The organism is Bacillus sp. TH22, from assembly GCF_016651015.1.
In the GTDB taxonomy this organism is placed as follows: domain Bacteria; phylum Bacillota; class Bacilli; order Bacillales; family Bacillaceae_G; genus Bacillus_A; species Bacillus_A mycoides.
Genome location: NZ_JAEKER010000001.1, coordinates 4022299 through 4036533, shown reverse-complemented (window position 1 = coordinate 4036533; position 14235 = coordinate 4022299). Strand labels below are relative to the sequence as shown.

The window sequence follows — 14235 nt, the reverse complement described above, 5'->3', positions numbered from 1 at the left end:
ACTCTTTTTATCCACTTACTTTTCAGTACGCCATATTTGTTCTAGCAATATACTTACAACAGTACCTACGAACAAACCATTTCCGAATATATATTGCATCACAGACGGCAAGGATTGGAGTGCTCCAGACGGTAAAAACATAACACCACTTCCAAATAATATAGCAACTCCTAAAATCGTTACATTCCTTTCGCTGATTGGCACTTGTTTTATATTATTAAATCCAATTCCAATTAACTGTACGAACGAAGCCATTAAAACCGCAGATGCGACCGCGGATGGCAGAGAGGCTAAGTAGCGGATAATACTTGGAAACAGCGACATACCGACTAATAGTACACATGCAAATAAGAATGAACGCATGTACTTTTGATTTGTTAAACGTATGAAACCTGCCGTTGCTGGTAGTGGAACGACACCTACAGTTGAAAACAAAGAGGAAATCATATGCGAAATCCCTCCGACCCACGTACCATTTCTCAACTGTTTTTGTTCAATAGTCGCTTTATGAATCGTAGCTTGATTGATTGCTATAATAGCTGCCACTGTATTTGAAACTAAAATACATACCATAACGAAACTTGATACAGCCATACCTGTATTCCATTTTGGAATTCCCCACGCGAATATATGTGGAAGTTGCACAAACTGAGTTACTTGAGATGGGATCGTCACTTTTCCTGCAATGAGAAAAATAATCCAGCCACTAATTAACCCTATTAAAACCGCATAACTTTTAACAAACCCTTTTCCGAAGTTGGAGAGTATGACTACGAATAAAAATATGCCAAAAGCAATTAATGCTGTAAATCCATCAATTTGAGAAGCAGTAGCTGTAATTCCTAGCATTCCTTTTAAAAATACACCACTTAATTGTAAACATAATAAAAGTAAGAACGTCCCTGTCACGAGCGGCGTAAATAAAAATAAAATACGCCCGATAACTCCCGTTACTCCTAGCCCTATTAAAACAACTCCCGCAACCATCATTCCTAATTCTAAAATTTGCAATGTACTATGTAATTGATCCTGCCCTACAGTTGCATAAGCAAGCACGGTAAATACACCAACCCAAGATCCTGCTGGTCCATCCGCAATCGGAAGCTTATGTCCAAGCCATCCTTGTAAAAAAGAAGATATACCAACTACGAAAAACGTACGCTGCATTAAATAAAATACTTCTTCCGTCGTAAGATGAAATAATCCGCCAACGACAATTGGTAGCGCGATTGAGTTTGCTAATAAAAAAATAAACCATTGCAAAGTTCCCATAATATGATTTTGATTATGTTGATTGTCCAAACTTTTCATCCCTTCTTGCTTCCTTATAAGGAAGTATAGTACTTCCGTGTTTCTACTAAATAAAAAAGAAGGGTTCTATTTTCACAATTAGAACCCTTCTCAAAACATCTAAACGATTCCTCTATACAAGATTATCAGATTTCACTTGATTTAAATCCCCTATAACAACATTTCCTTTATACATAACTACACGCTTCTCTGTTTGACGAGCCACTGCTTCCGCGGCGCATGTTGCATTCGTTAAAACAAAACTTGCCTCATCACCTACATTCGGCCACACTCGTTTCCCTTCATTATTTAACGTTTCTTTCCCTCCAGTAATAAAACGAAGAGCTTTCCCTAAAGACCTTTCATCACTCCAACCAAATCGTTCTGCCAATCGATTTGCCTTTTGAAGCATATCACCTGTGCCAAACGGAGACCAATGATCTGTAATACTATCATTTCCTAATGAAACTTTAACTCCTTTTCGATCTAATAATGGAATTGGGATTACTTGTTTACCGATTGGAACGGTTGAAGTGATATCAATCTTTAATGCTGCTAGTCTTTCTGCCACTTCTTCAGCTTCTTTATCAGTAACACCACCAAGTCCAAGCGCATGACTAATTGTTACACGACCTTGCCATCCTGCTTCTTCCGTTAGACTGGCTAATCTCTTCATTGTAAACGTTCCAAGATTATTCGCATCGTGCAAATGAATATCAACATCCGCATTAAATTCTACCGCAATGTCCATAATCGTATGTAATGATTTTTCAATATCATTATCTACTGTAGCTGGGTCCACTCCGCCAACTAATTGTGCGCCCATACGCATCGCATCTTTCACAAGTTGCATAGAATTACTTCGCAATAATCCATGTTGCGGAAATGCAACTATTCTACCAGACAACCGATCTTTATATGTTCCTAAAGCCGCTAACGTTGCCTCTAAATTACGAAGTCCAATAACCGGATCCACATTACAATGCGTTCTAATATTTGTTGCGCCATTTCGAAGCAATAACTCTAGCATATTTTCCGCCCTGTCTTGAGCAGTTGCTAATTGCTTTGGTAAAATCGTTTTTTCTTCATTAAAACGTGTAAAAATATTTTCTGCTGGCATACAAGCTTTCCAAGGCCCACTATAATATGTTTTATCAATATGAATATGCATCTCTTCAAAAGCTGGTAAAACTAATAAACGATTAGCATCAAAAGTTAACGTTCCTTCCTCTTGGGCGATTCCCGCTATAATTCTTTTAATTCGCCCATCTTCAATAAGAAGACTGCATATCTCAGTTTCCGTTTGTGAAATTTTCGCTTCTTCATATGTATAACCTGTTTCAAGCTTTACATTAGTCAACCAATATAATGTCATTACCATTTCCCCACCTTATATTAGAAAATACGTCACACCCTCATTTTCATTTTAATACCAACTGAAAATTAAGACAATTAATCCACTGTATTGTCCTTTCACAAAAAAATGTAATATAACCTAATGGTCTTCTCATAAAGTGAAACTATAATCAGTGGGGGGGCATCCCCCACTGATTATTAGCCTTCACCAATCGGGCGTTTACGGGCAGTTGATCTCCCACCTAACTTCTTTGCTTCAGCCAAATTTTGAGGTGGGAGTTTTACTACCCACAAATAGCGGGATAAATTTCCATATAGAATAAAAGTACACTGTATCACTCATACATAACAGCGGTGATATAAAAAGGAGAGGATCATAATATGTCGAAGAGGTTATATAAATCCGAAACTGATAAAATGTTATTTGGTATATGCGGTGGTTTAGGAGAATATTTTGATATTAGCTCTACTCTCATTCGCATACTTTGGGTCATTGCTATTTTATGTTTTGGGACGGGGTTTTTAGTTTATTTTATTTGTTTATTACTTATGCCACGCTCTTACTAATAACTTTCTTTCATATATTTGAGCATAGCGTATAAAAAATCCCCTATAGATTTTTCTATAGGGGATTTTTTCATGAAGAATATTTCATCGTTAAATGTAATACCGCTACTTCATCCTCTTCATTTTTATAACTATGTTTCTTATTAGCTTCAAACTGAATGGAGTCAAACTCATTTAGCACATATACGTCGTTCTCAACTTGAATAGAAACTTTCCCTTTCATTACTGTTACCAGCTCAATTGCTCCTTCATGATGAGCTTCCGGTTCATATATACTATTCGCTCTTAAACAAGCACGGTGCATTTCCATCCCTGTTTCTTTCGTGTAACGGAACATCGTTTCTAAATGCCATGCTTGTCCTACATCTACTGCAAATCCTTCTCCGCAGCGCGCAACAGCTACAGGTTCTCCAACAACCATTAATCTCGATAAAGGAATCGATAACCCTTTCGTTATTTTCCAAATGACAGCTAACGTTGGATTCGTTTCGCCTCTCTCAATTTTCCCTAATGTTAATTTACTAACCCCTGTTTTTTGGGCTAATTCTTCTAAACTTAATTTTTGTTCATTTCGAATTTGTCTTAATAGCTGACCTACTTGCTGAATTACTTCTTTCGTTTGCATATCTTCATTTTCTTTCATATATAAAAACCACCTTAAAATATAAAAAAGTTTACTTTTATTAACTTTAAGTATATTATAATATACATAAATACTCAATTCCGAAAGGAGTGCCATACTTCATGCGCGCAATATTACTAGGTCTTTTATCATCGGCCTTTTTTTCTGCAACCTTTATTATTAACAGAGCAATGAATGTATCTGGAACAAGCTGGGCTTGGACTGCTTCCTTCCGTTTTCTATTTGCTCTCCCTATTTTATTCCTTATCGTTTTATTTCGCAAAAACTTAGGAGCTTTATGGGCAGAATTAAAAAAACATCCATTTGTATGGATCGGGTGGGGCTCGGTCGCTGGCATCGGCTTCTATTCTTTATTAAGTTTCGCAGCTGTTTTTTCTCCAGCTTGGCTCGTTGCTGGAACTTGGCAAGTTACGATATTAGCAGGTTTACTACTATCACCATTATTTTTCGTTAAAATAGAAACGAAATCAGGTACAAAACTTGTACGTGGAAAAATTCCACTTCGCAGTTTATATGTAGCATTATTTATTTTACTTGGTGTAATTTGTATGCAAGCGACTGCAGCGGGTCATATTACAATGACTCAGTTCATCTCGGGATTTTTACCTGTCGTATTAGCAGCTTTCTTATATCCGTTCGGTAACCGAAAAATGATGGAACTTGTTGGCGGGCGTCTTGATACATTCCAACGTGTATTAGGAATGGCAATCGGAAGTCTCCCTATTACAATCCTACTTGGTATATACGGATTTTCCACTACCGGTATTCCATCATCAAGTCAAATGATGCAAGGATTTTTGTTAGCATTATGTTCCGGAGTTATTGCGACGATGACATTTTTCTTTGCTACTGACTTAGCAAAAGACAATCTTGCTTTACTTGGAGCTGTTGAAGCAACACAAGCTGGAACGATGGTCTTCACTGTGCTTGGTGAGATTATTTTCTTAAATGGTTCATTCCCTAGCGGGCTGTCACTGATTGGGATGATTATTATCATGCTAGGAATGATCGTAAATAGTGTTTTAAACCGTTCTGTTCCAGTCATTAAACAAAAAAAATCAGCATAAAAATAGATATGGTTCTTCTTCATAGAACCATATCTATTTTTATTATCTCCCTATTTCGCCTTATCAGAATAGTATTTCATTAGCTGTTTATACTAAAACCTATGTTATAATACCTTTCATGCGCATTAATAGGAGGTAAATTATGTTAAAAAAAGCAATTGCTGAATTTATTGGTACATTTGTACTTGTATTATTCGGAACTGGAGTAGCTGTCATTGGTGGCGGAATTGAAGGAATTGGAACATTAGGTATCGCTATGGCTTTCGGATTATCTATCGTGGCTATGGCATATAGCATTGGAACAATTTCTGGATGTCATATTAACCCAGCAGTATCAATCGCTATGTTCATCAACAAAAGAATGAACGCTATGGAACTTAGCTATTATTTATTAGCTCAAATTTTAGGTGGTTTATTAGGAACTGCAACGTTAGTAACAATTTTACGATCTGCTAAATTACCTTTAGATAATTTAGGACAAAATAGTTTTGGAACTCTTGGTTTATCTGGAGCATTTTTAGTTGAATTCATTTTAACTTTCGTATTTGTTTTAGTTATCGTTGCTGTAACAGGTAAAAAGGGAAGTTCTTCTTTAGCTGGACTAGTAATTGGTTTCACATTAGTATTAATTCACTTATTAGGTATTCCGTTAACTGGAACATCTGTTAACCCAGCTCGTAGTATCGCACCAGCTCTATTCGCTGGCGGAGAAGCAATTTCTCAACTATGGGTGTTCATCGTTGCCCCAATTTTTGGTGGTATCGTAGCAGCTGTTGTAGGAAAGTTTATTTTAAATACGGAAAAATAGAACTTTCAATATTTCCGAATAAAAAAAAGCGAGCCCTCATCATGCAGTGACCCCTGTCAAGTAGACAGTATTAAAAAAGCGCAACTAAGCAACCTGAGTTCTATATTTATATGGACTCAGGTTATTTAATTTCTTTTGAAATCTTTGATGATTATAAAAGTACATATATTTACGCACGGCAAGTTTGACCTCATTCGCTTTATGGAAGGAGTGTAAATGAAAACACTCTGCCTTAAAGTGACTGAAGAAGTTTTCCATACAAGCATTATCCCAACAGTTGCCTCTTCGAGACATACTTGCCTTCATCTGATATTTTTTAAGTAATTGATTATATTGACGAGATGTATACTGGGACCCTTGATCACTATGTAAGAGGATTCCCTTCACATTTCGTTTTTTCTTTGCCTTTTTAAGTGTATCTAACACAAGTTTTAAGTCGTTTCTACGACTGGTTTCATAGGCAACAATTTCATTATTGTATAAATCCTTAATAGCGGATAAGTACAAGCGCTGTCCATTGAAAATCAAATAGGTAATATCGGTTACCCATTTCTCATTCGGTTTTGAAGCTTGAAACTCCCTATTTAGATGGTTCTCTGAAATCACATAAGCTTCTTTTTTTCCGTAATAAGGTCGTTTTTTCCTAATTACGGCTTTGATACCTAGTTCACTCATCAATCTTTGGATGCGTTTATGATTCAAATGAAGGTTATATGTGGCTTTCAGCCACACTTGTATTCTTCTATATCCATAAATTCCTCTTAATTTTTTATGACACTTCAATATCTTTTTCTTAATTTCGATATCCTCTGATTGTTTTTTTGAAGGCGTCGTATGCCGTTTTATCCATTTGTAGTACCCACTTCTGGTTACACCAGCAATATCGCATAGAATGGTCACTGTATAACCTGTTTTTGTCATTTCATGGATGACTTCGAATTTTTTTATTTTGGATACGACTTTCATTCCTCCTTTTACATCCCTAAGAGCTTTTTTAACATTTCATTTTCCGCTTCTAATCGTCTGATCTTAGCTTCAGGATCTTCGGGTCTAACCCTTGGTCTACCTAAACCTGGTCCTTTCGCTTTACCGCGTTTTTCTTCTAGTCCTTTGATTCCTTCAGCTTCAAAGTGTTTCACCCAACGACTTACAACCGAGTGATGAATACCTAATTCTTTCGCAATGGTTTTATAGCTCATGCCTTCTATTAAGTATAAATCTATAGCTTGTTTCTTAAATTCTACATCGTAAGTGACTCTAATTTTTCCCATGAAAAAATCCCCTCCATAGTAAACAGGTTAATGTGCTTTCTTTTTCCTGTCTACTATAAGGGGATCATATCATCATGAGGAAGCTCGCTTTTTTTTATTCTTTAATTTTCGACTTTAAATTTGTAACTAATTGCTGCACCGTTACATTTGCAAGTACGTTTTCCATCGCTTCTTGCGATTGTATTAAAATAATCTCTAATACCGATTGAATATTAGCTCCTACTGGACATTCAATGTTGGGATTTTCATGGAAAGAAAATAGATGTCCTTCTTCTACAACTTCCACAGCTTTATATACATCAAGTAATGTAATTTCATCTAAATCACGAGCAAGTGTCGTACCACCTTTACCAGCTTGTACATCAACAAGTCCTGCTCTCTTCAACATTCCTGTAATGCGACGAATCACAACTGGATTTGTATTCACACTACCAGCAATCCATTCAGAGGTACAGCGAGAGTTTCGATCTATTGCAAGTAACGTTAACATATGAACACCTACTGTAAAACGACTACTAATTCCCATCTGCACACCCTCCTTTTTATTCATTCTATTAAAAGACAACTCTTATTATTATATACTATTTTTAATTTATACATAAAGTGAAACTTTAATCAGTGGGGGTTTTGTTCATCCCCCACTGATTATTAGTTGAACCAATCGGGCGTTTACGGGCAGTTGATCTCCCATCTAACTTCTTTGCTCCAGCTGAATTTTGAGATGGGAGTTTTACTGCCCGTTAATGCGGGGTAAAGAAAAAGCATGATTCCATTAGAAAATCATGCTTTCCCTCTATTATTGACGCTTTATAAATTTCGCTAAATCTTTAAACTTCACTTTATCAGAGTAATTCATTACACCATTTACATAGATACGACTTGTAACAGCATTTAATATACCAATTGTCGCCAATAAAACTACTAATGTTATCGTAATCTCTAGCATACCTGCTTCACCGGCTACAATCCGCGAGAAGGTAACCATCGGTGTGAAAAACGGAACATACGAACTTACAACAACAATAGTACTATTTGGATCACTTAATGATTTAATACTAATGAAGAATGCAGCCATGATCAAAATCATTATCGGGAAAGATACAGCTTGTAAATCCTCTGTCTTAGACACAACAGCTCCAGCCGCAGCGTACATCATCGCATAAAGTAAATACCCCGTAATGAAATAAACAAGAAACATACTTATAACCTTTGCATCTAATTTTGTAAAGTCAATTGGAACACCAAGTAATGAAGCACTTTCTAAATCGACCCAACCTAACAAATAAGGAATAAGATAACCACACGCCAATATTACAAGTTGTAATAACGCCGTTGAAACAACCGCCAAAATTTTCGCATACATCATCGTAAGAGGCTTTACTTTCGGAAGCATTACTTCCATTACACGTGACGCCTTTTCAGATGCAATATTCATTGCGATTGTATTTCCGAAAGCTACAATAAACATATACAAAGCAAATGTAAAGAAATATGCAATTCCGAAAGAAGATGTACGATCTTTTATCGCTTCTTGCTTCACTTGAATTTCTGCTTGTAATTGCTGCGCAATTTCTGGTGAAACATTATTTTTTGCAATCGTCACCTTCGTATATTGTTGTTTTAAATAACCCGCCATAATCGCAGAAGTCGCTTGGCTTGGAAATCCATTATACATATATGTAACTGCTGGAGTCCCATCCTTTTCCGTCACATGGAATAGACCATCTAAATCTCCCTCTTCTACTTGCTTATGCAGTTTATCAAAATCATCTTTTGAACCGACCGTTATTTTTGCTGATGGCAATAGCTTATTTAGCTCTTCTTTTTGTACTTTGTATGTGGAACTCTCTACTACAACTGCAATTTTATCTTTATCCTTATTTTTATCATCGCCTGAAGTAAAATGATTAAATGCAAAAATCCCAAACACAACCAAAAATAAAATCGCACTCGTAATTAATGATTTTTTAGATAAAAATGCTTCTTTAAAATAAAATGAAAATACATGAGAAAATTTACGCATCTTTATTTCGCCCTCTCTACAAAGATTTCGTTTAACGTCGGCTCTAACATTTTAAATTGTCGTAAACCAACACCTTGTTCTTGCAATTGTTGCAAAATCTTTAGAGCTTCTGCATCATCTTGTACTTTCACATAAAGAAGGCCTTGTTGTTTTTCATATGAAACATGTATAGCTTCTAATCCTTTTTCATTCTCTTTTGTATCTTCGATTGTTAAATTACGAAAACCGTATTCTTTCTTAATATCACTTAATTGTCCTTCTACGACCGCTTCACCTTTTTTCAAAATACATACATGTTGGCAAAAAGCCTCTACTTGCTCCATACGGTGACTAGATAAAATAATTGTCTTTCCGCTCTGTACTTGTTCTCCAATAATACTAGCCAACATTCCAGCATTAACTGGATCAAGTCCGCTAAATGGTTCATCCAAAATAAGAAGTTCTGGATCATGAAGAAGAGCAGCAATCAATTGAATTTTTTGCTGGTTCCCTTTCGAAAGTTCTCCTGCTGTTTTGAATTTATATTCTGGGATTGCTAAGCGCTCTAACCAGTAATCAATTGCAAGATCCACTTCTTTTTTCGTCATTCCTTCTAATCTGCCAAAATATCGCAACTGATCTATTACTCTACTTTTTGTATATAAGCCTCTTTCTTCTGGTAAATATCCAATTGTTACCCCGCTATCACCAAATGATTTTCCATCCCACGTAATAGAACCTTCATTTGGCGTTAATAAACCTAGTAACATTTTAATTGTCGTTGTTTTCCCTGCACCATTTCGGCCAAGTAACCCTAACACTTCACCTTTCGGTAAAGAGATTTGCAAACCATTAACTGCTTTAGATTCTCCGAATATTTTTGTTAAGTTTTGAATTTGTAAACTCAATGTATAAAGCCTCCCCTTTAGTATCATTCGTACCCTCTGTTAAAGCCTATGATTGTTCAGAATGAAATATAGTACTATATTTCATTCTCTTATATGTATCACTACACCTAACCCATCATTTGTTTCATTTAGTTAAAATTGTAAATAAAAATCCCGTTTTTGTCAATTATAATTGTCATTACGACAATAAAACTTGTCAAAATAATTATTATTATTTAACCCATCTTTCTAATATAGGACAAACTACTACATATACAAAAGACAATATGCAAATGTTCATAAAAAAAAAATATAAAAAGCATTATATTTTAATATATAATATTAAATGATTTACTAACATCAAGGAGGATACATATGAAGATGAAGAGGGGTATTACCACTTTATTATCTGTAGCCGTTCTTTCCACATCGCTTGTAGCATGTTCAGGAATAGCTGAGAAAACAGTGGCGAAAGAAGAAAAAGTACAATTAACAGACCAGCAATTGATGGCTGATTTATGGTATCAAACAGCTGGTGAAACGAAAGCACTATACTACCAAGGATATAATCTTGGTCAATTGAAGCTTGATGCAGCTCTTGCAAAAGGGACAGGCAAAAAACCTGCTATCGTACTTGATTTAGATGAAACTGTTTTAGATAACAGTCCCCATCAAGCAATGAGCGTAAAAACAGGAAAAGGCTATCCTTATAAATGGGACGATTGGATTAATAAAGCTGAAGCTGACGCTCTTCCAGGCGCGATTGATTTCTTAAAATATACAGAGTCTAAAGGTGTAGATATTTACTACATCTCAAATCGCAAAACGAATCAACTAGATGCAACTATTAAAAACCTTGAGCGCGTTGGTGCTCCACAAGCAACAAAAGAGCATATCTTATTACAAGATCCGAAAGAAAAAGGGAAAGAAAAACGTCGTGAACTTGTTTCTCAAACACATGACATCGTCCTATTCTTCGGTGACAACTTATCTGATTTCACTGGTTTTGATGGGAAATCTGTAAAAGATCGCAATGAAACAGTGGCAGAATCAAAAGCACAATTTGGTGAAAAATTCATCATTTTCCCTAACCCAATGTACGGTGACTGGGAAGGTGCTTTATACGATTATAATTTCAAAAAATCAGATGCAGAAAAAGACAAAATTCGTCATGAAAACTTAAAATCATTTGATGCAAAATAACAAAGAGGATGGCTTGCGCCATCCTCTTTTATTGCATATTTCTTGTTAAAGGCAAGATAAACACTTCAACACGTCTATTTTTCGCTTTTCCTTCTGGCGTATCATTTGGTGCAATTGAACGGTATTCTCCATAACCAACTGCACTAAATTTTTCTGGTTGCAATTCTTTATTTTGAAGTAACACCTGCATAAAATTAACTGCACGCTGCGTACTTAATTCCCAATTCGATGCAAACTGTGCGTTTGAAATAGGAACATTGTCTGTATGGCCCGATACGGTAATTTCACGAGGTGATGCTGAAACAAGTAGGTTAGACATCTCTTTTGCAATCCCTAACGATTCCAACTTCACATCTGCTTTCCCTGAATCAAATAGTACATTTTCTAATATCGTTAACATTAATCCTTTTTCAGTTAACTTAGTTTGAAAAGAAGAGGATAGTTGTGTCTCATTAATATATTGATCAATCTTTTTTTGTAATGCTTTCAACTCATCCATTTCTTTTTTTTCTTTAGCTCTATCTTCCGCTTGTTTTTTTGCTTGTTCTGCCTCAAGGCTATTTGCTGATAATTCTTTTTCCTCATTTGGTTTTTGATCGCTTAAAAATTCTTTATTTCCTGTTCCACCGGCTAACTCACTTCGAAAAGCAACTGCCATCTGTTTAAACTTCGCAGCATCTATACTACTCATTGCGAATAATACGATGAACAATGCAAATAACAACGTTAACATATCAGAATACGGAATTAACCAAGTTTCATCAATATGCTCTTCATGTTTTTTCTTTTTGCCTCTTCTATTTTTCTTACTCCGCATTTTTTTCCGCTCCTTTTTCTAGCTTCTTACGCTCAGTTGCAGAAAGCGCACCTAAAATGCGGTTTTTCATAATAAACGGATATGTACCTTCTTGTAACATTAATAAACAATCAATAATTAAACGTTTCTTCTCTAATTCAGCAGCAGACTTTTGCTTCAATTTGTTTGCAAATGGATGCCATAATACGTAACCTGAAAAAATACCGAAAATCGTTGCAATAAACGCACCTGAAATAGCATGCCCTAGCTTTTCAATATCAGTTAAATTTCCAAGTGCAGCTACAAGACCAATAACAGCACCTAAAACCCCTAGTGTAGGTGCATATGTACCAGCTTGCGAAAAAATAGCAGCCCCTTTTGCATGTCTCTCTTCAATCGCTTCTAATTCGGCTTCTAAAATTTGTTCTAAATCCTCTGCAGATACACCATCAATAACAAATTTCATACCACGCAAAAGAAATTCATCTTCAATTTCATCTAATTGTTGCTCTAAAGACAAAATACCGTATTTTCTACTCTCAGATGTCCAATGAACAAATAATTCTAGCAATTGTTCATAACTTAAATCTTTTTTATTTGAACCAAAAAGAACTTTAAATAATTTTGGAACTTTTTTTAGTTGATTCATCGGAAATGCAATACACACTGCAGCAAATGTACCGACGAAAATAATTAGTGCTGCGGCAGGATTTAGTAAGGCTGTTATGTCAGCGCCCTTGACGACCATCCCTACGACTACCGCTAATACTCCTAAAATGATTCCAATAATTGTTGCAAAATCCATTCCCAATCACTCCTAGTCTATACAAGAGGTCTTTTATTCTCAATAATCGCTACATCTTCTTATATACATATATTACATAAAAAATGCACTTCATGAAAGATAAGAAATGAATTATATGAAAAAATACTACATTTTCACACATTTTCTGACATTTTCTTTGCATTTCTATTACGTTACGACTCTTATATTTCTTTTTCAACAAACTAGACTTATAATAAAAACGATACATACTTTATTAAGAAAGGACTGTGATTACAGGGCATCATGAAAAAAATAATAATTATTTCTGCCGCTACTATTGTAATCGGCATCACATCTTTCGTTTACTTTGGTTCTAAATCACCACTACAAAACGAAGCGAAAGCTGTCGAAAATCAAAAACATAATAACCACCAAAAAGAAGAGATTCCTGCTTTTCAAAAAGCTGATCATAATGCAAAGAAACTAGATGATAATTTTTCCGTTGTAACAAATCCAGATTCTGCTCTTGTATTAGTCAATAAACATCGTAAATTACCAGATGGGTACATTCCAGAAGATTTGACGAAACCGAACGTACCATTTACTAGTCCAAAAGATAAAGAGAAAACATTACTTCGCAAAGATGCTGCAGACGCTCTTGAAAAAATGTTCCAAGCAGCGAAAGAAGAAGGTTTAGAACTTACAGCAGTTTCAGGTTACCGTTCTTACAAACGCCAACAGTCATTACATACTACATATATTAAACGCCAAGGAAAAGCTGAGGCTGATTCGGTAAGTGCAATTCCTGGAACAAGTGAGCATCAAACCGGTCTAGCAATGGATATTAGCTCAAAATCTGCTAAATTCCAATTAGAACCAATCTTCGGAGAGACAGCAGAAGGAAAATGGGTTGCAGAACATGCCCATGAGTTCGGATTTGTCATTCGTTATTTAGAGGATAAAACAAAAACAACAGAGTATGCATATGAACCGTGGCACTTACGCTACGTCGGCAATCCATATGCCACATACATATATAAGCACCATCTAACATTAGAAGAGGCGATGGAGGACAAAAAATAAGAGAGCCAATCGCTCTCTTATTTTTCTTTTATTCTATTATAATAGCAATTCCTTCCATTCCTCAGGCCACGGTTCGCCTCTTCCAGTTTTTTTCGATGCTTGGACCATCATACCGCGTCCAACTAAGCAAACTTCTCCTTCTGCATTTTTGACCATATAGTGTAAATCTAAAGAGGAATTCCCAACCGCTCCCGCCTTTACATATACTTTCAACTGCTCATCAAAATAAATTTGTTTAATAAAATTGCATTGTAGATCTGCGACGACTATCATCGTTTCTGATGATTCATGTGTCCATTCTTGCATAAATCCGAGTTCTTTAAACAATGCGATACGCGCTTCTTCAAAATATGTAAAAGCAACGACATTATTTACATGTCCAAACATATCTACTTCACCAAAACGAACTTTGACAGGATTATAAAATGAAAAACCACTTTCCCATTGCTCAAAGTCTTCAATATAAGAAATTCTCTTCATCGTTCCCTCTCCTTTT

At 35.7% G+C, this 14235-nt stretch carries 16 protein-coding genes; 5 read left to right on the top strand and 11 right to left on the bottom strand.

Annotated elements, in window-relative coordinates:
- Positions 1-15 precede the first annotated feature (15 nt).
- On the bottom strand, positions 16-1311 hold the full coding sequence (locus JFU18_RS20575; protein WP_201034357.1) for a purine/pyrimidine permease: 1296 nt from the start codon (positions 1309-1311) through the stop codon (positions 16-18).
- 112 nt (positions 1312-1423) lie between these two features.
- On the bottom strand, positions 1424-2665 hold the full coding sequence (locus tag JFU18_RS20570) for an amidohydrolase family protein (RefSeq protein ID WP_201032274.1): 1242 nt from the start codon (positions 2663-2665) through the stop codon (positions 1424-1426).
- Between the two features lie 362 nt (positions 2666-3027).
- Here JFU18_RS20570 and JFU18_RS20565 point away from each other — a divergent pair, with 362 nt between their 5' ends.
- Positions 3028-3213, top strand: coding sequence for a PspC domain-containing protein (locus JFU18_RS20565; RefSeq protein WP_002129290.1), 186 nt, complete (start codon positions 3028-3030; stop codon positions 3211-3213).
- A gap of 70 nt (positions 3214-3283) precedes the next feature.
- Here JFU18_RS20565 and JFU18_RS20560 read toward each other — a convergent pair whose 3' ends face one another.
- Entirely contained in the window at positions 3284-3856 is a 573-nt protein-coding gene (locus tag JFU18_RS20560) for a helix-turn-helix domain-containing protein (RefSeq protein ID WP_002034214.1), read from the bottom strand.
- A gap of 101 nt (positions 3857-3957) precedes the next feature.
- Here JFU18_RS20560 and JFU18_RS20555 point away from each other — a divergent pair, with 101 nt between their 5' ends.
- Positions 3958-4923, top strand: coding sequence for a DMT family transporter (locus tag JFU18_RS20555; protein WP_002129291.1), 966 nt, complete (start codon positions 3958-3960; stop codon positions 4921-4923).
- A 142-nt stretch (positions 4924-5065) separates the two neighbouring features.
- Positions 5066-5731: an aquaporin gene (locus tag JFU18_RS20550; RefSeq protein WP_002067333.1), complete on the top strand. Its 666-nt coding sequence runs from the start codon at positions 5066-5068 to the stop codon at positions 5729-5731.
- An 84-nt stretch (positions 5732-5815) separates the two neighbouring features.
- On the opposite strand, the gene JFU18_RS20545 is transcribed toward JFU18_RS20550, so the two are convergent.
- The 5 genes from JFU18_RS20545 to JFU18_RS20525 all read right to left on the bottom strand — a co-directional run bounded on the left by JFU18_RS20545 (position 5816) and on the right by JFU18_RS20525 (position 9912).
- Entirely contained in the window at positions 5816-6697 is an 882-nt protein-coding gene (locus JFU18_RS20545; RefSeq protein WP_201031949.1) for an IS3 family transposase, read from the bottom strand.
- Positions 6698-6705: 8 nt separating this feature from the next.
- A complete protein-coding gene (locus JFU18_RS20540; RefSeq protein ID WP_201031948.1) occupies positions 6706-7002 on the bottom strand; it encodes a transposase in 297 nt (98 codons plus the stop codon).
- Between the two features lie 94 nt (positions 7003-7096).
- Positions 7097-7528: an Rrf2 family transcriptional regulator gene (locus tag JFU18_RS20535; RefSeq protein WP_002088848.1), complete on the bottom strand. Its 432-nt coding sequence runs from the start codon at positions 7526-7528 to the stop codon at positions 7097-7099.
- A gap of 270 nt (positions 7529-7798) precedes the next feature.
- Positions 7799-9025 (bottom strand): ABC transporter permease, encoded by a 1227-nt coding sequence (locus JFU18_RS20530; RefSeq protein ID WP_002167617.1) that lies wholly within the window; start codon positions 9023-9025, stop codon positions 7799-7801.
- Positions 9026-9027: 2 nt separating this feature from the next.
- On the bottom strand, positions 9028-9912 hold the full coding sequence (locus JFU18_RS20525) for an ABC transporter ATP-binding protein (protein ID WP_016120853.1): 885 nt from the start codon (positions 9910-9912) through the stop codon (positions 9028-9030).
- 354 nt (positions 9913-10266) lie between these two features.
- Here JFU18_RS20525 and JFU18_RS20520 point away from each other — a divergent pair, with 354 nt between their 5' ends.
- Positions 10267-11094: a 5'-nucleotidase, lipoprotein e(P4) family gene (locus JFU18_RS20520; protein WP_085312452.1), complete on the top strand. Its 828-nt coding sequence runs from the start codon at positions 10267-10269 to the stop codon at positions 11092-11094.
- A 28-nt stretch (positions 11095-11122) separates the two neighbouring features.
- On the opposite strand, the gene motB is transcribed toward JFU18_RS20520, so the two are convergent.
- The gene (motB, locus tag JFU18_RS20515) at positions 11123-11911 is read right to left on the bottom strand and encodes a flagellar motor protein MotB (protein WP_085312453.1); all 789 of its coding nucleotides are present in this window, start codon (positions 11909-11911) and stop codon (positions 11123-11125) included.
- Positions 11901-12695 (bottom strand): flagellar motor stator protein MotA, encoded by a 795-nt coding sequence (gene motA / locus JFU18_RS20510; RefSeq protein WP_002088856.1) that lies wholly within the window; start codon positions 12693-12695, stop codon positions 11901-11903. The genes motB and motA overlap by 11 nt, the downstream gene beginning before the upstream one ends.
- 264 nt (positions 12696-12959) lie before the next feature.
- On the opposite strand from motA, the gene JFU18_RS20505 reads away from it, so the two are divergent.
- The gene (locus JFU18_RS20505; protein WP_201031854.1) at positions 12960-13739 is read left to right on the top strand and encodes a M15 family metallopeptidase; all 780 of its coding nucleotides are present in this window, start codon (positions 12960-12962) and stop codon (positions 13737-13739) included.
- A gap of 36 nt (positions 13740-13775) precedes the next feature.
- On the opposite strand, the gene JFU18_RS20500 is transcribed toward JFU18_RS20505, so the two are convergent.
- Entirely contained in the window at positions 13776-14219 is a 444-nt protein-coding gene (locus JFU18_RS20500; protein ID WP_002088859.1) for an acyl-CoA thioesterase, read from the bottom strand.
- Between the last annotated feature and the right edge of the window lie 16 nt (positions 14220-14235).